This window comes from Vibrio tarriae (assembly GCF_002216685.1).
In the GTDB taxonomy this organism is placed as follows: Bacteria; Pseudomonadota; Gammaproteobacteria; order Enterobacterales; family Vibrionaceae; genus Vibrio; species Vibrio tarriae.
On the sequence record NZ_CP022352.1, the window covers coordinates 389,803 to 410,228 of the forward strand.

19 protein-coding genes and 1 pseudogene are annotated in these 20,426 nt (G+C 47.3%); 10 read left to right on the forward strand and 10 right to left on the reverse strand.

Annotated elements, in window-relative coordinates; all coding sequences use genetic code 11:
* The first annotated feature begins 82 nt into the window (after positions 1 to 82).
* From glgX to CEQ48_RS02335, 3 genes are all read left to right on the forward strand, one after another.
* Positions 83 to 2,053 carry a glycogen debranching protein GlgX gene (glgX, locus tag CEQ48_RS02325; RefSeq protein ID WP_089070070.1) on the forward strand — a complete coding sequence of 657 codons (1,971 nt, stop codon included), beginning with the start codon at positions 83 to 85 and terminating at the stop codon, positions 2,051 to 2,053.
* Between the two features lie 134 nt (positions 2,054 to 2,187).
* Positions 2,188 to 2,439, forward strand: a complete 252-nt coding sequence (locus tag CEQ48_RS02330; protein ID WP_089070071.1) for a DUF2999 family protein — start codon at positions 2,188 to 2,190, stop codon at positions 2,437 to 2,439.
* A gap of 444 nt (positions 2,440 to 2,883) precedes the next feature.
* Entirely contained in the window at positions 2,884 to 4,515 is a 1,632-nt protein-coding gene (locus CEQ48_RS02335) for a methyl-accepting chemotaxis protein (RefSeq protein ID WP_089070072.1), read from the forward strand.
* A 71-nt stretch (positions 4,516 to 4,586) separates the two neighbouring features.
* Here the strand turns inward: CEQ48_RS02335 and CEQ48_RS02340 are convergent, their stop codons facing one another.
* Together CEQ48_RS02340 and CEQ48_RS02345 are read right to left on the reverse strand one after the other, a co-directional pair.
* Positions 4,587 to 6,014, reverse strand: a complete 1,428-nt coding sequence (locus tag CEQ48_RS02340; RefSeq protein WP_089070073.1) for an ABC transporter substrate-binding protein — start codon at positions 6,012 to 6,014, stop codon at positions 4,587 to 4,589.
* Positions 6,015 to 6,022: 8 nt separating this feature from the next.
* Positions 6,023 to 8,003: pseudogene (locus tag CEQ48_RS02345) on the reverse strand (HAMP domain-containing methyl-accepting chemotaxis protein).
* 203 nt (positions 8,004 to 8,206) lie between these two features.
* Between CEQ48_RS02345 and CEQ48_RS02350 the strand changes: the two are divergent.
* The gene (locus CEQ48_RS02350) at positions 8,207 to 8,455 is read left to right on the forward strand and encodes a DUF3297 family protein (protein WP_001000416.1); all 249 of its coding nucleotides are present in this window, start codon (positions 8,207 to 8,209) and stop codon (positions 8,453 to 8,455) included.
* A gap of 116 nt (positions 8,456 to 8,571) precedes the next feature.
* Here CEQ48_RS02350 and CEQ48_RS02355 read toward each other — a convergent pair whose 3' ends face one another.
* The gene (locus CEQ48_RS02355) at positions 8,572 to 9,054 is read right to left on the reverse strand and encodes a YkgB family protein (RefSeq protein WP_089070074.1); all 483 of its coding nucleotides are present in this window, start codon (positions 9,052 to 9,054) and stop codon (positions 8,572 to 8,574) included.
* 42 nt (positions 9,055 to 9,096) lie between these two features.
* Entirely contained in the window at positions 9,097 to 9,363 is a 267-nt protein-coding gene (gene grxC, locus CEQ48_RS02360; protein WP_089070075.1) for a glutaredoxin 3, read from the reverse strand.
* 115 nt (positions 9,364 to 9,478) lie between these two features.
* Here grxC and CEQ48_RS02365 point away from each other — a divergent pair, with 115 nt between their 5' ends.
* Positions 9,479 to 10,330, forward strand: a complete 852-nt coding sequence (locus CEQ48_RS02365) for an AraC family transcriptional regulator (protein WP_089070076.1) — start codon at positions 9,479 to 9,481, stop codon at positions 10,328 to 10,330.
* 142 nt (positions 10,331 to 10,472) lie between these two features.
* Here CEQ48_RS02365 and CEQ48_RS02370 read toward each other — a convergent pair whose 3' ends face one another.
* From CEQ48_RS02370 to CEQ48_RS20375, 3 genes are read right to left on the reverse strand one after another with little or no spacing between them, the layout of a single operon-like run.
* Positions 10,473 to 10,907: a hypothetical protein gene (locus CEQ48_RS02370; RefSeq protein ID WP_232477827.1), complete on the reverse strand. Its 435-nt coding sequence runs from the start codon at positions 10,905 to 10,907 to the stop codon at positions 10,473 to 10,475.
* Entirely contained in the window at positions 10,889 to 11,461 is a 573-nt protein-coding gene (locus tag CEQ48_RS02375; protein ID WP_089070077.1) for a type VI secretion system amidase effector protein Tae4, read from the reverse strand. Before CEQ48_RS02375 ends, CEQ48_RS02370 begins: the two co-directional genes overlap by 19 nt.
* A complete protein-coding gene (locus CEQ48_RS20375; protein WP_308507407.1) occupies positions 11,461 to 12,039 on the reverse strand; it encodes a type VI secretion system PAAR protein in 579 nt (192 codons plus the stop codon). The genes CEQ48_RS02375 and CEQ48_RS20375 overlap by 1 nt, the downstream gene beginning before the upstream one ends.
* Positions 12,040 to 12,408: 369 nt before the next feature.
* Between CEQ48_RS20375 and CEQ48_RS20455 the strand changes: the two genes are divergently transcribed.
* Together CEQ48_RS20455 and CEQ48_RS20380 are read left to right on the forward strand one after the other, a co-directional pair.
* Entirely contained in the window at positions 12,409 to 12,534 is a 126-nt protein-coding gene (locus CEQ48_RS20455) for a hypothetical protein (RefSeq protein WP_258164891.1), read from the forward strand.
* Between the two features lie 7 nt (positions 12,535 to 12,541).
* Positions 12,542 to 12,907 carry a hypothetical protein gene (locus tag CEQ48_RS20380; protein WP_232477831.1) on the forward strand — a complete coding sequence of 122 codons (366 nt, stop codon included), beginning with the start codon at positions 12,542 to 12,544 and terminating at the stop codon, positions 12,905 to 12,907.
* On the opposite strand, the gene CEQ48_RS02390 is transcribed toward CEQ48_RS20380, so the two are convergent.
* Positions 12,878 to 14,182 (reverse strand): DEAD/DEAH box helicase, encoded by a 1,305-nt coding sequence (locus CEQ48_RS02390; RefSeq protein WP_089070078.1) that lies wholly within the window; start codon positions 14,180 to 14,182, stop codon positions 12,878 to 12,880. The two genes, CEQ48_RS20380 and CEQ48_RS02390, sit on opposite strands and share 30 nt — an antisense overlap.
* A 243-nt stretch (positions 14,183 to 14,425) precedes the next feature.
* Complete coding sequence (gene ctlX / locus CEQ48_RS02395; protein WP_198301116.1) at positions 14,426 to 15,397, reverse strand: citrulline utilization hydrolase CtlX; 972 nt, start codon at positions 15,395 to 15,397, stop codon at positions 14,426 to 14,428.
* Between the two features lie 408 nt (positions 15,398 to 15,805).
* Here ctlX and vcaM point away from each other — a divergent pair, with 408 nt between their 5' ends.
* Entirely contained in the window at positions 15,806 to 17,665 is a 1,860-nt protein-coding gene (gene vcaM, locus CEQ48_RS02400) for a multidrug efflux ABC transporter VcaM (protein WP_089070080.1), read from the forward strand.
* Between the two features lie 151 nt (positions 17,666 to 17,816).
* The gene (locus tag CEQ48_RS02405; RefSeq protein ID WP_055027956.1) at positions 17,817 to 18,521 is read left to right on the forward strand and encodes a DUF445 family protein; all 705 of its coding nucleotides are present in this window, start codon (positions 17,817 to 17,819) and stop codon (positions 18,519 to 18,521) included.
* A gap of 75 nt (positions 18,522 to 18,596) precedes the next feature.
* Here the strand turns inward: CEQ48_RS02405 and CEQ48_RS02410 are convergent, their stop codons facing one another.
* Positions 18,597 to 19,640 (reverse strand): alkene reductase, encoded by a 1,044-nt coding sequence (locus tag CEQ48_RS02410; protein ID WP_089070082.1) that lies wholly within the window; start codon positions 19,638 to 19,640, stop codon positions 18,597 to 18,599.
* A 149-nt stretch (positions 19,641 to 19,789) separates the two neighbouring features.
* Between CEQ48_RS02410 and CEQ48_RS02415 the strand changes: the two genes are divergently transcribed.
* Entirely contained in the window at positions 19,790 to 20,365 is a 576-nt protein-coding gene (locus CEQ48_RS02415; RefSeq protein WP_001261552.1) for a TetR/AcrR family transcriptional regulator, read from the forward strand.
* The last annotated feature ends 61 nt before the right edge of the window (positions 20,366 to 20,426 follow it).

Here is a 20,426-nt window from a genome sequence, read left to right on the forward strand (position 1 = left end):
TAAATATTTGTGACAGCGCGCTTGACCTAAGACAAGCAAAGCCTTTTACTTAATAACGTGGTGCGCTAAAAAACGATTAAAAATGAAAATGAACCTGTCAACGCCTTTCCCATTAGGAGCAACACTCGATGCAGAGGGTTGTAACTTTGCGATTTATGCTCCAGCCAATCGAGATATTCTCTTGGCTCTCTTTCATGCTGACGGTAGCTATGAAACACATCAGCTTGAACATGAATATGCAGGGGTCAAACATACGCATATTTCTGGCATTCATGCTGGGCAGAAATACGGTTATTTAATCCAGCTCAATGATGAATTGCATTATATTTCTGACCCTTACGCGCGAGCGTTAGAAGGGCCGCTGCATTATGCTCCCCCATTTGACAGCCATAAAAGTTTTGATCTGCCAAAATGTGTAGTCACAGATACCCACTTTGATTGGCAAAACGTGGCTAAGCCGCGTATCGCCCGAGATGAAATGGTGTTATTTGAAACCCATGTCAAAGGGTTAACCCAATTAAATCCGGATGTAGAAAAAGCACTGCGTGGCAAATATTTAGGTTTGGTGAGCCAGCCTATGCTGGATTTTTATCGCCAGCAAAATATTAATACCCTGCAGCTACTCCCAATTGCAGCTTGTATGCATGAGCCCCATCTCTTGGAAAGTGGCAAGGTCAATTATTGGGGCTATAACCCTTATGTATTTATGGCCCCCGATCCACGTTACGCAAGTAAAGACGCCGTCAATGAACTAAAAACCACCATCCGTGAGCTGCATCGCAACGGCATCCAAGTCATTTTGGATGTGGTGTATAACCACACGGCAGAAGGTGGAACCAATGGACCGGTGTTCAACCTCAAAACCCTTGATCCAAACTACTATCTGCACCATGGCGATCACTACGCCAACTATACTGGATGTGGCAACACGGTCGATCTCTCCAACCAAGCGGCACTGAATTTGGTGATGGACACGCTTCGCTGTTGGGTAACGGAATATCAGATTGACGGTTTTCGTTTCGATTTAGCCGCCACCCTCGGCCGCCGTGGTGATGAGTTCAGCAAAGAAGCGGCCTTTTTCAAAGCCGTTGCACAAGATCCGGTGCTGCGCGAAGTGAAGCTGATTGCCGAACCTTGGGATATTGGCCCCAATGGCTACCAAGTGGGTAACTTTCCTTTTGGTTGGAATGAAACCAACGACAAACTACGCGATATTACCCGTAGCTTCTGGCGTGGCGACCTAGGCTTTTTGAAGGAGTTTGCGACACGCCTCATGGGTTCACGCGACCTCTACAGCGCGGCTAACTGGCCTTACAAACTGACCGTCAACTACATCACCTATCACGATGGGTTTACGCTGCAAGATTTAGTGTCTTATAAACACAAACACAACGAAGCGAATGGCGAACAAAACCGCGATGGCCATGGTGATAACCGCTCAGACAACTACGGTTTTGAAGGTGACACCGACAGTATCGTGATCCGCGCGACTCGTGAGCGGCAGAAACGTAACTTTATGGCCAGCCTGCTGTTTGCTTTCGGTATTCCACACATTCTCACCGCCGATGTGCTCTCACACACTCAAAAAGGCAACAATAACGCTTACTGTCAAGACAACGACATCAGCTGGTTAAACTGGGAAAACAACGAAACCAAACAAGATTTTCGTGAATGGCTTGCCGGAATGGTAGCGGCAAGACAAACCTACATGGTGCCCTTTATTCGCGCATTTAGTGGCGAAAACCGTAACAATAACCGTATTGCTTGGCGTAGGGTGGATGGCAAACCTATGGAAATGGATGACTGGAATCGCCTCTCCTCGGTCGCTTTGCATATCGGCATTGGTAGTGATGGCCCTGAAATGTTGTATTTGATTAATCAAACCAACGCGCCAGCGCGCTTTGTGCTCCCCAAAGATAGGCAGCAGGATTGGCGTTTGATTTGCGATACCAATATGCGCCATGCTCAACATGGTCATGCTGAAGGTGAAGTGTTGCAACTGCCTGTTTCAATGTCGATTTTGCACTATCAACCGAAGAAAAAATCGGCTTAAAAGTAGCGAAGAGAGCAGCAAGCTGCGACAATGGCGACCTTTAGAGCGGCACCGTCTCGTGCCGTTTACACCAACAGAAGCAACGTTCTCGTTGCTTTCGCGTTACAGAGCTATAGAAAAACAGAGGAAATTGAATGAACCCCATTCTAGCGATGCTGAAAGAAAACAATATCAGTAACGAGCAGATCAACGAGTTGTTTCAAACTCTGACCCAAAACCCGCTTGCCGCCATGGCCACATTAGCGCAATTGGGACTTCCCCAAGACAAATTGCAAATGCTGCTTGCGCAAGTGATGCAAAATCCAGCGCTGATCAAACAAGCCGTTGAAGAGCTGGGACTCGACTTCGCGAAAGTGGAAGAAGCGAAAGCCAAACTTCAACAATAAGCTCGTTATCCACTCATAAAAATCATGCCCAAACTACTTGGAGTTGCCGGTAAGCGGCAAGTGAGTAAATATCCATGAGCATAGACAGACTATGTGATTGGAGTGAACGAACGTAACCAACACCGCTGCAGCTTCAAGTAGGAAGGGGATATTAGGTTGGATACTTACACCCAATAGTCTATCCGAAACCGCCATAGGACTAGAACCCCGCTATATCACACAGGCCAAATACGGTTTAAATCTCATTTTCATGTCATTTATCATTTTTTTGCATAAAAATGCGATATCAATCGCAAAAATGCATGTCATTAGTAGAATTGGTGTTATACTCAGGCGAAATCATTCACCAGCTTTATGTAATTTGGCTAGTGAAACGCAACTTGGATAGCACATTCAACATATGGACGTGACCAACCCGCTTCACCACAAGGTCACAAAATCTTTATGGTTTTCTTCAAAAATTTAGCGATAGGCAAAAAAATTGCAGCCGCGTTTGGTGTGATTGCCTTAATCAACTTTGCTTTTGGTAGCTACCTTTATAATTCCCTTCATACCATTAAAAGCGACGTACTCAATCTGACCAACGATACTATACCTTCGATGATGTTGGTGAATAGTATCAAATACAACATGGCCTCAGTGCGTAGAGCGCAAGTCCGCCTTCTCTCATCAACCGATGAAGCAGAAATCGCGGACGACATTCGCTGGATGAACGACCGCTACGAACAAATTGTCCAAGATCTGAGTCGATATGAGAACAGCATTTGGACCGATCATGAACGCAGCATCTTCATGCCAGTGAAAAATCTATGGCAAGAATATTTACGTCAGCCTGGTTCTTACAATAACGATATTCAACGAAAAGAGATGATTACGGCGCGGCAAGATCTGCAACGCTCTCTGCCAACGTTTGAAAAGCTGGAATCAGCGATTGATGAACTGCTGAAACTCAACCTCTCTTACGTGGATAATAACCGCAATGAGTTGACCGAGCTCATCGATAAAATTAGCCAGTTTTCTGTCACCAGTATTGTTGCCTTACTTGCCTTTATGAGTGCGGTGACTTGGTTATTAACCAACCTAATCTGCCGCCCACTGATGCAAGTGGTGACACAGGCCAACGCGATTGCCGAAGGTAATTTATCGCACCGCTTAGATCGCAAAACCATCGGTCATGACGAATTAGGCGAACTGGCTGATGCCTGCAGCAAAATGCAAAATAACTTGCGCCTGATGGTCGAAGAGATCATTACTAGCGCCACTCAATTGGCTCATGCGGTTGATGAAGTGAGCGCCGTTTCAGAGCAAACATCACAAGGCATGCAGATCCAGCAAGAAGAAGTGATGCAGATTGCAACAGCCATGGCCGAGATGAAATCGACCGTAGCAGAAGTAGCACGCAATACCGAAGTGGCTTCGGATGCATCCCGTGACAGCAGCCAATATGCAAATGTAGGCTCACAACAAATGTGCGCTGTGAATGAATCAATTCAGCATGTGAATCAAGAGATCAGCCACACCGAGCAGCGTGTACTTGAGCTAGAAAGCCAAGCACAACAAATCAACATGGTGGTTGATGTGATCAGTAACATCGCAGAGCAGACCAACCTACTCGCACTTAACGCAGCGATTGAAGCGGCGCGTGCGGGTGAACAAGGCCGTGGCTTTGCGGTGGTCGCCGATGAAGTACGTTCGCTGGCAGGTAAAACCCAGCAGTCCACAGGCGATATCGTTGAGATCATTCAAAACTTACAAGCCTGCGCACAAAAAGCACGTGAAACCACCAACAACAGTCGTGAATTGATCAACCACTGTGTAGAGCAAAGCCAAGAAACACAACAAGCGATTGAACAAATTCGTCACCAAAGTAGCCAAATTGCGGAGATGACGATTCAAATTGCCAGCGCCTGTGGTGAGCAAGATTCGGTAAGCGAAGAGCTAAGCCGTAACATTGAGCGAATCAACGAGTCGGCCAAGCAAGTCGCACAGGGCTCATCTAGCGCTGCGCAATCTTGCGCAGAACTCAGCCAGCTAGCGAGTCAATTGCAACATACGGTACAACGCTTCAGTTTATAACCTCATCTTGCGATGAAAAACGGCCTGATATCAGGCCGTTTTTCATTGTATAACCATCACGCTCAAACGCTCTATTCCTGCTTGGGAATAACGATGGGTAATATCAGCTCAACAGCATCCGAAAACTGACTTTCTTCATCATTAATTACGGCTTGTCTCGCTGATTCAGCATTATCCGTTGCCGCAGCCACAGGCGACACTACAGCTGGGGCAGGAGGCATAAAGCCTTGCTCAACACATTGACACTCTTGCTCTTTCGCTTTACGAGTTTGATGGGGAGCGTACCAGCGTTTTAAACCTTGCTCTAGACGCTCTGCCGCAGCGGTTGGTGTCATTTTGCCAACTAATACCGCTTGGCTCACTTCGGCAAGCTCATCACCTAACTTAGGTTGACCACGCGAAAGAATTTGAGTGGCAACCCGAATGGTTGAGTCACATTGATCGCGCCACTCCATCATTTCACGCGCCGCAGGATTGGTGACGTCAAAGAAGTGGTTAGACAACGAGAAAAAACCCGGTAGCGAATTGGTATACAACTCAGCAAACTCTGGTGTGGTTAACCATTGTAAAAAGGCCATCGCTGCTTGCGGATTTTTGCTAGCCGGGTTCATCCCCATACCGATGTCAGTATGGTCAGTAAAGAAGCAGCCATCTCCTTGCTTCGAGACAGGAGGACGTATAACCCCAAAATCGACTTTATCGGTAAATGGTGCAATTTCCCATGAACCCGCCACATAAAGTGCGGCTTTACCCGAGGTAAAGAGCTCATTACTGGTGCCATAATCCCTCAGCTCACCGCCCTCACCTAAGTAGTCTCGCCAACGCGCTAGCTCTTCAAACACCTTCACGTACTGTGGATCGCCTAAGTGCTCTTGGCCATTAATCAACGCCAAACGACCATCTTCCCCTTTCCAATAATTGGGGCCGATGTTTTGATAGCCCAATTCAGATGCGACCCAGCTTTCAGAACCACTCATCGATAAGGGGATATAACGTCCATCCACTTTCACTTTATCGAGAACGGTAAAAAACTGTTCACGGGTTTGCGGAACACTCAGTCCTAACTCATTGAAAATTTTCTTATTATAGAAAAAACCATGTATCACTGAAGCCATAGGGACACAGAAGGTTTGTGCCCCAGAATCGGTTTGCCAAGGCGCTTGGGCAAAGCTCGGGAAATTTTCCATCCCAGCCATTTCGGTGATTTCTGCCAAGTGTCCAGCTTTGAAAAGTGCCAAAGAATCATCAAACGGGCGGCAAGTGATCAAATCTCCCGCTTTTCCAGCTTTTAAGTTTTCCCACAACGTTGGCGTATAGTTCACATTCGGCACTGGGTTAAATTTAACTTTGATGCCAGGATTCGCAGCTTCAAAAGCGGGGATGATTTTTTGCTCCCACAGCGCCTTATCATCGGCGCGCCAACTTTCAATCACCAATTCGCTGGCCATCAACTGACCCGATAGTAGGAGACCTAGAGCTCCAATCCACTTGTTCGTCATAAGCCCTCCTAGACCTTAAAGTGTGCAATGAGTTGCTGCTGCTTAGCCGCGAGATCGGCCAACACTTCACTGCTGTTGGCCGATTCACGCGCTTCACACTCCGTTTCATGGGCAACTTCTGCAATCCCAGTTACATGGTGCGCAACACTTTGACTGACTACGATTTGCTCTTGCGCCGCATGGGCAACTTGATCGGCCATCTCTTTAATCGTTCCCATACGATCAGCGATCGATTGCAGCGCAGAATCCATTTCCCTTGTTTGCTCAACACAAGCACGAGTCTGCTCTTGGCTGCGTCCCATCACCTCAACCACTTGCTTACTCGACTCCTGCAAGTTCTCAATCATATGTTGGATCTCTTCGGTCGAGGTTTGAGTGCGCGTAGCCAAAGCACGAACTTCATCCGCCACCACCGCAAAACCGCGTCCGGCATCTCCGGCACGCGCGGCCTCAATCGCCGCATTGAGTGCCAACAAATTGGTTTGCTCGGCGATACCGCGGATCACATCCAAAATACTGCCAATGTTGTTACTAAACTCGCCCAGTTTATGGGTAATGCCCACGGCCGATTCCATATCACTCGCTAACTGCTCGGTAATACGACGTGTCGTGGCGACCTTTTGACGTCCTTGTTTTGCTTCTGCATCCGCGCGATCCACCTCGTCTTTCGCGCCATCGGTTGAACGCGCTACTTCGGTTGCACTGACTTCAAGCTCAGTAATGGCCGCCGCCACTTGGTCGGTTTGGCTCTTTTGTTCTTGCACCCGCGCCATAGCGCGTTCACTGATCTCAGCTGAGCGGCTCGCTTCATTCACCAGATGGCGTGAACCGGCGTTGATTTGTGACAGCAGCTCACCGGTTTTGTCCGCCAGAATATCAATTGAGCGAGAAAGCGCACCAAACTCGCAACGAGTTGGGTAGTTAATGCGCCGAGTCATATCGCCTCTGGCCATATAAGCCAGCTCGTGATTAATTTTTTGCAACGGCTTTTGAATACTGCGCGCAGTGGTGTAACCAATCACTAAGGCAACAGCAGCGGAAATCGCCGAGACCGCCATAATCCAGAAATTCGCACTGCTCACCGCAGCATCCGCCAGCACACGACTTTGCTGAGCAATTGAGCCGGCATATTTCGCCATGTCATCCAGTTTCGCTAAGCTATTGGCAAGACTGGCATCGACCTGTTGGTTTTGAATGAGCAGAGCATTTTCCAACTGCTGCGCTTTACGCATGGTTGCCAGCAAACCATTTTGACCCAAAGCGAGCTCTTGTAGGCGGTTGAGGTTTGCGATGTAGCGCGCTTTTACATCGTCAGGAACGAATACACGATCGAGCCGTTTTCGTGCCATTTCGATGTCTTTACTGAGTACTTTTTCCAGTTCATTTAAATCTGTCTTGGCATCCGCTCGGCGAATATTTTTTTAAATCGCGGGCAATTCCTGACGTGATCAACTCGGCTTTGTTACGCATCGAACGTTGACCCGAGCTCTGTTGTAATAACAAATCGGCAGCCCATTGATAGGTATCTTCTAAACGAATAAAGGCAATTTCTAATTTGCGACGTTGCACCAGCGCATTCACCCATTCACTATGTTGAGCCAGTACTTGATCCGCTTGGCTATAAAACTGATTGGTGGCCTGTAACACATCTTGGAACTGCTTTTGGCTCTCGGTTGAATCCGTCAATGCGTTCATTTGCTGACTCAATTGTCGAAAGCGAGCTTGCTGATCTTTGAACTTGTTCGACAGTTGGGGGAGTTCACCAGCCTCTTCACTAGTGCGAAATTCCAGCACCCAACGGTTGCTCTCTTGTAACGCTTCCTTAAGGCCCGCAACCGCCATCACTAAAGGTGTGGCTCGATCTGACACTTCTGATAACCCATCGTTAATACCGCGGATTTTCAAAGTACTAATGACACCTAATAGGATTAACAACAGGAGCATCAATACGAAGCCAGCGATAATGCGCTGCACGATAGATAAACCCATGAACCTATCCTCATGATTCAATGAAAAGATACGTTAAACATAGACAGATTAAATAAAAGCCGCGAGTTGAACATCACGATTTGTGACACGCACTTTTCGCGGTTGTTTAAATTAGGAAGGCTTGGTGTGGGATATTGGCATACTTGAACCCTACGCACGCTCTGTCTACAATGGCGCACTTTTATCGAGTCAGGTCACATACAATGAACGACACTACAGCAAAACCAACCCTACCCGATCGCTTATCCGGTAATTCACGCAGCCCATTTTTTATCAAAGAGTGCTTTGAGCACCAAATCGGTATTCGTTTTAACGGTAAAGAGCGTACCGATGTAGAAGAGTACTGCATCAGCGAAGGCTGGATTAAAATTCCATCACCAAAAGCGAAAGATCGCTACGGCAACCCTATGCTGATCCAATTAAAAGGCACGGTTGAAGCTTATTACGTGTAAGCGCTCACTTTGAGGCTAAGCTTGCTATGGCAACCTTCTTCTCTCAACACGCCAATAAAAAATCCGCCCTATAAAAGAAGGCGGATTTTTTATTGGTGCTTTATTTGCGAGCGTGATTATTCGTCACGCAGCAGCGCTTTGGCAAGCAGTGATACTGCGGCAGAAAGCAACACAATATCTTTTAACAGGAATTGCCCCGGTACAACGGAGATAGCTGGGAAACCACCCAAACTTGGTTCTGTAATTGGAGCGCTCAGCAAGAAGCTACTGGTTACCGCAAACGTAACAGTGGCACTTGCTGCACCTAGCACGGCAACCGTACGGTGATAAGGCGCCAGCAGCAAAGCAACCGCGGTTGTCACCTCAACCAAACCAATCAGGTTTGATGCGCCTTGCAAACTGAATACACTGTACAGCCAACTGGTCAGTGGACTTGAAGCCACTAATCCTTCAATCGCTCCGGCTTCATAGCTGGTAAATTTCATCGCGCCGATCCAAGCTAACACAATAGCAATGGAGAGACGCACGGCGTTAGCAGCCACTTTATCTAACGTTGATACCCAAACAGGGTGATGTTGAGCATGATGATGGGTTTTCATTTTGTATTCCTTCTAAAAACAAATTTATCTATGAATGCTGCGTTATCGGTTAGTCTGACTCATTAGCACTTGCGTAAATTGGCCATTCTTTATGGCGGCTATTAGGTCGTCATGACCACCGATATGCACGCCACCAACAAAAATTTGCGGTACGGTTTTGCGTTGGCTGCGATTAATCATTTCGTTAAACAAAACCTGACTAGTGCTGACTTCGATTTCGCGATAACTCAATCCCATTCCGGTCAGAGTTTGCTTTGCCGCTTTGCAGTAGGGGCAGTAGCTTTTGGTATATATTTCAATTTTCGCCATAGTCGTTACCTCGTTGCGTTGTGTATGGTGCTACTTTAGGGCTTGCCATTCGGACCATCTATGCATGACAATCTTGAATTAATACATCGATCGTACATTCATAATGAGGATTCAAATGGAAGTGATGAGCGACATTCTCCGCGCGATACGGGTGTCTGGCAGCGTCTATTTTTGCAGTCAAGTTGAAGCACCTTGGACAAAAAACTTTCATGATGCCGAACAAGCCAGCTTTCACATGATTCGCCGTGGTACTTGCTGGGCAAATGTGGATGGCTATGTTGAACGATTAGAAACGGGGGATTTGATTTTTCTTGGCCCAGGGCAAGAGCATGTACTTTCTAGCCAATCTCCCGTTAAAGGACAACCCGATTTTGAAGAGTCAACTCTGCTGCTGTGTGGATCATTCAGCTTCACACGCACGGCGACTACACCACTATTGAGTGTGTTTCCCCGCGTTACGATAGTGCGAGACAAGGACTTTACTAAGTACCCTTGGCTGCGCAGCACTTTTGACCAGTTAAGTGCGGAATACCTTTCGCAAGGCCCCGGATCTGAGTTGATTGTGAATAAACTGACCGAGATCATTTTGGTTGAGCTGATCCGAATTAACTTTGGCCGTGAACAAAACAGCCCATTCTTAGAGGCATTGAACGACAAACGTATTTCTCGCGCTCTACAACTGTTGCATAATCACCCTCAGCAAAGTTGGACACTCGAATCACTCGCTAACCAAATTGGCATGTCGCGCGCCGCTTTTGCTAATCGTTTTTCCACCTTGGTTGGCCGCCCGATGTTTGAGTATTTAACTCACCTGCGGATGCAAAAAGCGCAGGAATTGCTGCAAGAATCCCTGCTACCCATTGATGACATTGCCGAGCAAGTGGGCTATGAATCCGAGCGCGCTTTCACCCTGACCTTTAAAAAGCACACAGGCACAACGCCGAAACGCTTTAGGTCACAAAGCTAACAAAGCAAAAATATATTCTGTGGGGTAGCTTCCCCTTTCAGATTTCTATTTTGATTTATTCGCCTTGCCTTGAAACAGCTTAACGCTCTTTTTATTCTGCGTGCGGCGGTATTTTTTCCGATCATGTGAAATTAGATTAATACTATTTTTCAGTTATATAAGAATCTTGACTGACAATAAAATCATTGAATTTCTTAGATTGAGAGGCTCTAAAACATCCATAACTCTTAGAGGTTTCGCCATTTTTCATATAACCGAGTAAATGAACAGCCTCATCGATCAAAACACTAGCCGCCTTCGCATACGGGTCGTGTTCAGTATCGAATGTCTCTTCGTTTTGAACAACCATATGTCCGCCATTACCCATAAAAGAGAAAGCCCGTTTGCTGTATTTCAAGTCTTCAGCCAACGTACTTTTGGGATCAATAGCAATCAAACAAGTCACCAGTGCATAATCTTTTAGCTGATTCCTAGCATCAAGTACTTGTTCATTTGAAACACTTACAGATGCAACACACCCTATTGAGAAAAAGAAAACAGAGAGAAGTAGAGAATGAACTAATTTTTTAGTTCCCATAGCATTACCCTTTTAGGCTTCACAGCCCCATTATAATGTTCGTAGTAACCTAACTCTTGGTAGCGACTTCCATCTCCGGTAGATGAACCATTCCAAAGCGTCACGTGCCCAGACGCATCACCCCATCCGCTGACTTCAATAATGATCAATCCTTTTTTTCCAGAAATTGCTGAAATATCAGAAGGACTCATATCGTATTCCGGTTTACCCCAATTAAATTCAATATACTTAATTAGATCTTTAACTCGAAGTATATAAACTTTATTGTCAGCACCTCTGACACGATATATTGGGTAGGTTTCAATAATTGTTCCACCAGGAATAAGAAAACCACCATAGTTGAAACCGCGGCTCATCCTTAGAGCACAAGCATTTGCATAACTTGTATTGTCAGATTCATAAAGTTCAAAGGCTCGTCCTCCGACTAACTCATACACTTCTGGAGCTGGTTTGAAACCAACTTCTAAATAAGCAGACCAGAGGTCTGAAAAACGAGGACGCTTAATATTTACTGTTGTCGCAGAGTTTCCAGCACTTGCAGTAATATTTCCCATTACATTACCTTCCCTTCAAGTTCCAAGCGGCTATCTTTCAAAACATCAGCAATACAAACTTCACCTCTTTCGTCAACATACCCAATGACAGTTTTGTTGACCACTCCAGTTAATATGATTGAAACTGCCTCCCCAGAAAGGTAACCAACTGTTTTTGCATGTACATTAACATCGGTATAGTGGCGAGATACTTCCGAGAGTATTCGCCTATCTGAACCATAAGAAAAGAAAACCTGAGTAATCCTCTTCGGCACTCCTACACCTAATGGCAGGCTATTTCCAGTCGATGGTGCATCACCAATATTAACTGTACCACCACCAATAGTGATACCACCGCAACTTATCGCACCACCAGTAATTGCAGCCGCTACCCCATTAATAAACACAGTAGAAGAACCAGATGCGATAGCACGACCGTGTGGTGGATGTTTTGGTTTATCGTGAGGTTCTAATGGATCACCAACTCGAGCAGCAGGAATACCATCAAATTTCACATTAGGTGAGCCTACAGTCACTGGTGTGGGTGGGAAACCATCGTGATCAGTTCCTATGTCACCAACTCTAACTGCCTTCATAATCACATCGTCCTTGTCATTTGATGGACTCTTATTTAAAGGATTCCATAACAGTAGGCAAGCTCGCTATGTTTAAACCTGAACACAGGTCATTAGCAGGCAAGTTCTTGCTTGATAGGAAAAATTAGCCCAAAGATCGATTTAAAAGCCTAATGAACACAACTCGTTAAAACACACCAACTCTATCTCAGCGAATCAAAAAAGAGGGACATCCAGTACTGCAGCTGAAATTACAAGATGATCTTCATACTCAACATACTTTCATTCACCATGCCAATCTCATACCTGTGATCTTGCTGCTTTATCTATGCTTTCGCGCACGCTGTTGGTAGTTTCAACGCTTACTCTGGCTATCCAACTCATGCTATTAAAATGACGGATAAAGAGATCGAACTGAGCATCAATACTCAGATCGCTTGGATGAAAGATGAAGGGGCTTTTACCGATATGGCCGCCTGCATTGGCAAACCAGAAGGCACCATCATTAAAGGTACTTGAGAAGTGTATGAAAGGTGATGAGAGTCAATATGAGCTGTGTTACAGCAATGGATTTAAGTCTGTACTCGGGGTGACAAATGAACACTTAGAAGCCTGCATGGACCAATACGGCGACGATGAAGAAGATCAGTATTACGCGCTACAAGAGAAAGAAGAGAAGTTAAGGGTTGAGCTCGATGAACTGCAAAGCCGCAATGACCACTCAGGCGCCCATTGGAGTAAAATCGAATCGCTCGAGCAGCAAGAGCTACGTAAACACTATCATGCTCCGAGTGGCACTTTCCTCGATAAAATAGATGAGAATTACCCCAAATGTCATCTTATGGTTCCAGCCACAAATAGCTTACTTAGCTCGAGGCACGGATGGTTTTGACTTACCTTGAAACTGCTTAACGCTCTTTTTATTTTGCGTGCGGCGGTTGGCCTGTTTATCACGCGGAGCACGTTTGCTTTCACCTGTTGATGGCTGATCGGTCACTGGAAAACCATCCAGATTCTGTATGGGTAAATCACGTTGGGTTAGGGTGCGAATGGCATTCAGTGCATCCATTTCTCCGTGACACACTAACGAGAGCGCAATGCCTTGCTGCCCCGCTCTGGCGGTGCGGCCTACACGGTGCACGTACGTTTCTGCGTACATCGGCAATTCAAAGTTGATCACAACGGGAAGCTGCTCAATATGAATGCCGCGAGCGAGCAGATCGGTGGCAATCAATACTTGGGTTGAGCCGTTTTTAAATTCTGCCAGTGCCGCTTCACGTTCCGATTGGCTTTTATCACCATGCAGCGCAGTTGCCACTATACCCGCTTTGTTGAGTTTTTTGGTCAAACTATCGGCATTCTCTTTTGCGCCGATAAACACCAGCACTTGCGGCCATTGGTGCTGCTTTAAAAGGGCTACCAAGGCTTGCGTTTTACTCCCCTTATTCACCAAATACAGCGTTTCTTGCACCGCTTGGTTAATGCTGTTCTCAGGGTTAGCAGAGACTTGGGTTGGCGCATGCATCAATTGCTGCGCTTTGAGTTTCAAATCATCAGAGAAGGTCGCAGAACACATCACGGTTTGGCGCACACCGGCGGTTTGACTGGCTAACGCTTGCACTTGCGGCCAAAAGCCCATGTCGAGCAGACGATCGGCTTCGTCTAACACCAGCGTCGTTACGCGGTTCAAGCTCAATCCACTTTGGGTTAAATCGAACAAACGTCCCGTGGTTGCCACCAGAATATTCGGGTTCTCAGCCAGCGCATTTTGCTGCTCAGTCTTATTTACCCCACCGCACAAGCAGAGCGTGTTCAGCCCTAATGCTGTACCAACGTGAGTGAGCACTTCGCTCACCTGCATGGCTAATTCACGCGTGGGTACCAACACTAAGGCTTGCTGCTCAGGGCTAGTTTTTAAACGTTCAAGCAGAGGCAGACCGTAAGCCAAGGTTTTTCCACTTCCCGTATTCGCCAACGCCAACACATCTTTGCCCGTTAACATGGCTGGGATCACCAAAGTTTGAATGGCGGTGGGTTGGGTGATCGCTTTAGGCAGAGCTTGGATTAGATCAGCGCTTAACGCGAGAGAGGAAAATGACATGGGTTGAGTACCTGAATATTCAAAAAACAATATGGGGCGAATTATCGCAGGCGTGGACTTTATCACAAGCGCATTTAAGAATACTCAGTATTTCAAGATCCAAACAACTTGGAGTTGTAGATATACCCTTCCTACTTGAAGCTGCAGCGGTGTTGGCTACGCTCGTTCACCCCAATCACATAGCTTGCCTATGCTCATGGGGATTCACTTACTTGCCGCCTACCTGCAACTCCAAGTTGTTTGGGTATAGGTAGCTATATGTAAAGCAAAGGAAGATCACCTCATCTCCCTTTGTTTTGCTGATTCACCTTACGCTTGTTTTGGCAAGAACAACTCAGCCAACATACAGCGCACACTGCCGCCACCAATGGTTTCTATGGTAGGCACAGAAAATGGCAGTAACTTACCGTGGGTGGCAAGTTGGTTAAGTTGAGCGGGAGTAAAAGCCTCATAAGCCGATTGCGACATTGCAATCACTTTCTGGCCGTCAGCGGTTTCGAGTTGCAGGATATTGCCGCAAAAGCGGTTCATCTGCTCAATCGAAATCGAAATTACCTGTTTATCTTTAGCGAGAGACTTTACGACAAATCGGCGCTCATATTCGGGGATAGCTTCATCGCAAATCACGCAGAAATGCTCGCCTATCGCCATCATCACATTGGTGTGATAAATCGGCGAGCCAGAGGGCAATCGAGTTTGGAACGAAACCACGCGCGAATAGCCGATCTGTTCGGCATACACTTCCAACACTTCACGATCACAGCGCTGTGAAAGCCCCGCATAAATGGTGCGATTAGGGTGATCCATTACCATCACGCCGGTGCTTTCCAAAAACGCTTGCTGCTCAGTAAACGCCAGTAAAGAGTGCTGTTTTTTCACAGCAAAGCCTTGCTTTTGTAAGGTATCAATCAAAGCTTCAGGGCGCACTTCCAAACGGCGGTTGGCGCACGCCATCGGAAACAAAAACAGCTCGCCCGCGTCAGTGGTACTGAACCAGTTATTCGGGAACACCGCATCCGGTGTTTCACCTTGGCCTAGGGGGTAATCAAATATCACAACGTCAACGCCCGCTTGGCGAAGACCGTTTACCATGGCGTTAAATTCGGCCATAGCGCGCTGCAAAATGGTTTCAGCGCTGAGTGCCAGCGGGTTTTGAAACGCATTATCTTGCGCAGTTTGCCCATTAAAGCCGAACTCTTTTGGCGGCACCATAACGACAGCGCGAGCCGTTTGCGCAGCAGAGCGCGGAATCAACATATTGGGTTGTAGATGAACATTCATAATAGGCACTCATCACCGATTTCACCCCAAAAGTGTAAACAGAATGTTAACTAAAGATTTGCTGATTTTGATGAATTTCAATCGATAAATTTTATCTTTTTACTGAAAAAATGGTTCATCACAGTCAAATTTGCTGGCGTTATGGATTACATCGGCTGGATTCGCTTAGAAATACCACGCCAAACGAATTAGCTCACTCGCCTGTAAGCAAACAACTTGGAGTGGCAGCTTCGACTCGGAAGGTCTATACGCAAATGACTTGGCGTTGCAGGTCGCAAGGGTATAACTTCAAGTCACCAATGGATAACGTTATACTGCTTCCGTTTTAACAGAAAATCACATTTTGGCGGACGCTCGCACGCGTGCTCTCTCCCTCACTGCCGCCCTATCACAGCAAGGATCTTGTTCATGTTTAAGCTATTTGAAGGTTTCACCGAACCGTTTCCCAAAGGTGAACCCCAACGCCCACCCAATACTTTGTGGGCATTCTGTCGTCACTACACTCGTGGCTTTGAAAAACCGCTGATGGTGATGGCGTTACTCAGCACTTCAATCGCGATCATTGAAGTTTCCCTGTTTGGTTTTATGGGAAAACTGGTGGATTGGCTTTCCACTAGCCACCCAGAAACCTTTTTGGCGGAGAATCAAAGCACACTGATTGGACTAGGTTTACTGGTACTGATTGGTATGCCGATGCTCATCGCCCTCTATTCGTTGCTGATCCATCAAACACTCCTCGGTAATTACCCGATGTCGATCCGTTGGTTGGCTCATCGCTATCTGCTCAAGCAAAGCGTGTCGTTTTATCAAGACGAATTTGCAGGGCGCATCTCAACCAAAGTGATGCAAACGGCGCTCGCGGTACGTGAAACCGTGATGAAAAGCCTCGATGTGTTTGTGTATGTGATGGTCTATTTCACCGCGATTGTGGTGATTTTGGCACAGGCCGATTGGCGCTTAATGATCCCGATGCTGATTTGGCTAGCGATTTACGTTACGGTGCAAATGTATTACGTGCCTAAGCTGAAAAAGGTCTCTTCCGAACAAGCCGATGCCCGTTCACTGATGAGTGGCCGTATCGTCGATAGCTACACCAACATCATGACCGTAAAGCTGTTTTCACATAGCCAACGTGAAACGCAATACGCCGAAGAAGGCATGCAAGATTTTCTGGGCACCGTACATCGCCAAATGCGTTTGGTGACCGGTTTTAATATTTGGGTTGAAATGGCCAACTACTTGTTGGTGTTTACCATTGCTGCCCTGTCGATTTATCTCTGGACCACTAGCGCCATCAGCGTCGGTGCCATTGCGGTTGCGGTCAGTTTATCCTTGCGTATCAACGGCATGTCTAAATGGATCATGTGGGAAGTCAGCGCCCTGTTTGAAAACATCGGTACCGTTGTGGATGGCATGACCATGCTGGGCAAACCCATCACAGTCACCGACAAACCTGACGCGAAACCCTTGGTGGTTAAGCATGGTGGCATTACGTTTGATGATGTGAGCTTCCACTACGGTGAAAACAAAGGCGTGATCAATCATCTCAACCTCAACATCAAACCGGGTGAAAAAGTCGGTTTAGTGGGGCGTTCGGGAGCCGGTAAATCGACCTTGGTGAACCTGTTACTGCGTTTTCATGATGTGGAAAGCGGCCGCATTCTCATTGATGGTCAACCCATTTCGGAAGTGACCCAAGAATCGCTGCGCAGCAAAATCGGCATGGTGACACAAGATACGTCACTGCTGCACCGCTCCATTCGCGACAACATTTTGTACGGCAATCCGAACGCCACCGAGGAGCAGCTGTTGAAAGCCACAGCGCAAGCCCACGCTCATGAGTTCATCCTCGGTTTAACCGATCCACATGGCAACAGCGGTTATGATGCACAGGTCGGTGAACGTGGCGTCAAACTCTCCGGCGGGCAACGCCAGCGGGTTGCGATCTCTCGCGTTCTGCTCAAAGATGCGCCTTTGTTGGTGCTCGATGAAGCGACTTCCGCGCTCGATTCCGAAGTGGAAGCGGCGATCCAAGAGAGCCTCAATGAGCTGATGCAAGGCAAAACCGTGATTGCGATTGCGCATCGTCTTTCGACCATCGCCGCGATGGATCGCCTGATCGTGCTCGATAAAGGCCAAATTGTTGAGCAAGGCTCGCACCAAGAGTTGATTGCGCAAAACGGCATTTATGCTCACTTGTGGGCGCATCAAACCGGTGGCTTTATCGGTTGTGATGAAGACGAAGCGGAAGAAGCCATACTGGCGTAACTCGAATCAGCACAGAATAAGCCCGCGACCATTCGCTGGCTTTCCTCTTTCAGGGCTTTTGACTTAGAATTTCGCTACTTTTTCCATGCATCAACCAAGAAGCGCTTGGCCGTTATGCCAAGGTGAGACTTTGAGTAACGAAGAGAACACCATGAATAAAAGCCTTATTACCAATGTAGTGGCGCTGGCCCTGATGGGTGTCGGCTATTTCCTGCCTAACCACTATGCCTTTTACGCGGGGCTGTTTGCCTTTTCCGGCGCGATCACCAACTGGCTCGCCATCCATATGCTGTTTGAAAAAGTGCCAGGACTGTATGGCTCCGGCGTGATTCCCGCACGTTTTGAAGATTTCAAAGCCGCCATCAAAAATCTGATGATGGAGCAGTTTTTTACCGATGCCAATATCGACCGTTTCCTCAATAAAGAGATGAATGGCGCGCTGAACCTCGATCTGCAACCGGTGATCGCCAAAGTCGATTTCAACCCGACGTTTGATTCTCTGGTTGAAGTGATTAGCCAATCCTCATTCGGTGGCATGTTGGCGATGTTTGGTGGTGCGCAAGCGCTTGAGCCATTGAAACAACCCTTTGTGGAGAAGATGCAAGATGCGATTGTTGAGATCAGCCAGAGCGAGTCGGTACGTGAAGCCCTAAAGGGGCAACTGGAATCCCCAGCGATGCTGGATGAGATTAAAGCCAATATCGAAGGCATCATCGATCAGCGCTTAAATGAACTGACCCCGCAATTGGTCAAAGAAATCGTGCAGAAGATGATTAAAGAACACCTTGGCTGGCTAGTGATTTGGGGCGGCGTGTTTGGTGGCGTGATTGGCCTTGTTTCCGCGGCTTTGGTTTAAACATCCGCACTGTAAACCTAAAAAAATCAGCCCCAATAATGGGGCTGATTTTATCAATAAAGGTAAAACACCGAGTTAATAAAGCTCCGTTAACATCGAATCTTGGTACGCTTTTAGCTCTTCACCCTGTTGAACACGGGCGATGTAATCTGGGTTAGCGATAAATGGACGACCAATCGCGAGCAGATCAAACTCATTATTTTCAATCGCAGTGGCACCCGTTTCTGCGCTAAAACCGCCTACACCCATCAGCGTTTTTGAGTAGTGCTGACGCAAGTAAGTCGACACTCGGCCACCTAAGAAATCAAAGGTCACACTGTCATCAAACATCCCTTCATGCAGATAGGCCAAATTGCGTTTTTCCAGCTCCGGCAATAGGTAATCAAACACTTCACGATCACGCGGGTCCGCTTTGATGTTGAAATACGCCCCCGGAGACACACGCAGCGCAGTGCGCTCTGCACCAATACGTGCGATCACGGCATCCACCACTTCCAAAGCAAAACGCGCCATATTGGCCGGCGTTTCGCCGTACTCATCGCTGCGTTGGTTCGAATCAAAATGCAGGAACTGGTCAATGAGATAGCCGTTCGCGCCATGAATCTCGACGCCATCAAAACCTGCCAAGCGTGCATTTTCCGCTGCTTGTGCGTAATCGGCCACCAGTTGCTTGATCTCCGCTTGGCTCGCCGCTTTCGGTACTGTGTACTGCAATTCACGGCGACGTGGCACGCTGCCTTCAACACCGAGAGCTGAAGGCGCTAAAACATATTCGCCCGCAAAAAAGGCAGGGTGCGCCACGCGTCCGGTATGCCATAGCTGAGCGAAAATCTTACCGCCATTGGCATGCACCGCTTCTGTCACTTTCTTCCAACCAGCAATTTGTGCCTGTGTAAACAGCCCAGGAGTATTCGGGTAGCCTTGCCCGTCGGGGCGAATAATCGTGGCTTCGGAAATGATCAGCCCAGCATCGGCACGGCGTGCGTAATACGCCACCATGGCATCGGTCGGCACCAAATCATCATCAGTCATGCAGCGCGTCAGTGGCGCCATCGCAATTCGGTTGTTTAAAGTAATCACATCATTGAGCGCGTATGGCTGAAAAAGAATATCGGTCATTTGAGTTGTCCTGTGGTTGTCTGTTGCGCTTATGCTAGATCATTCTTGAACAATCGTTCAAGAACTTTTTTGAATGAACGTTCAAGATACTTTGTCATCGACTCGGTTTAGCGCTAGAATCGCGCCATGTTCGATGAAGAGAGTGTGTTGTGCGAGTAGCTGAATTTGACCGAGAGCAGGTGTTGAGATCCGCGATGGATGAATTTATGTCCAAAGGATTCAACAAAACCAGCATGCAAGATTTAAAACGCGTGACCGGTTTACACCCCGGCTCGATTTACTGCGCGTTTGAAAATAAGCGCGGTTTGCTGATTGCCGCCCTTGAGCAATACACCAAACAACGCGTCTCGGAATTTAATGCGATTTTCGCCGCACATCCCACCATCTTAGCGGGACTAGAGCAGTACATGGCGATGGTGGTGGATGAGTGTGAACGCGATGAGATCAAAGATTGCTTGCTGCAAAAAGCGCTCAATGAACTCTCTTGTCAGGATGAAGAAGTCGAAACGCTGATCCGCGCCACAGTGGGTACTTGGAAACAAGGCATGCTTGCGCAATTACAAGAAGCACAGCAGCGCGGCGAGATAAACCCAGACAGTGACTGCGTGCTGCTCACCGAATATTTGGTGATGGGCATTTATGGTTTACGCTCGTTTGCCCACACTCGGCCGGAAAAGGGCTTACTCAGAAAGCTCGCCGATAAACTGTTGGACGCGATTCGCTGATCCGCCAATGTTGGTCGTTCTGACAAAAAAGCCACAGATGCGGTCTGTGGCTTTTCACTTT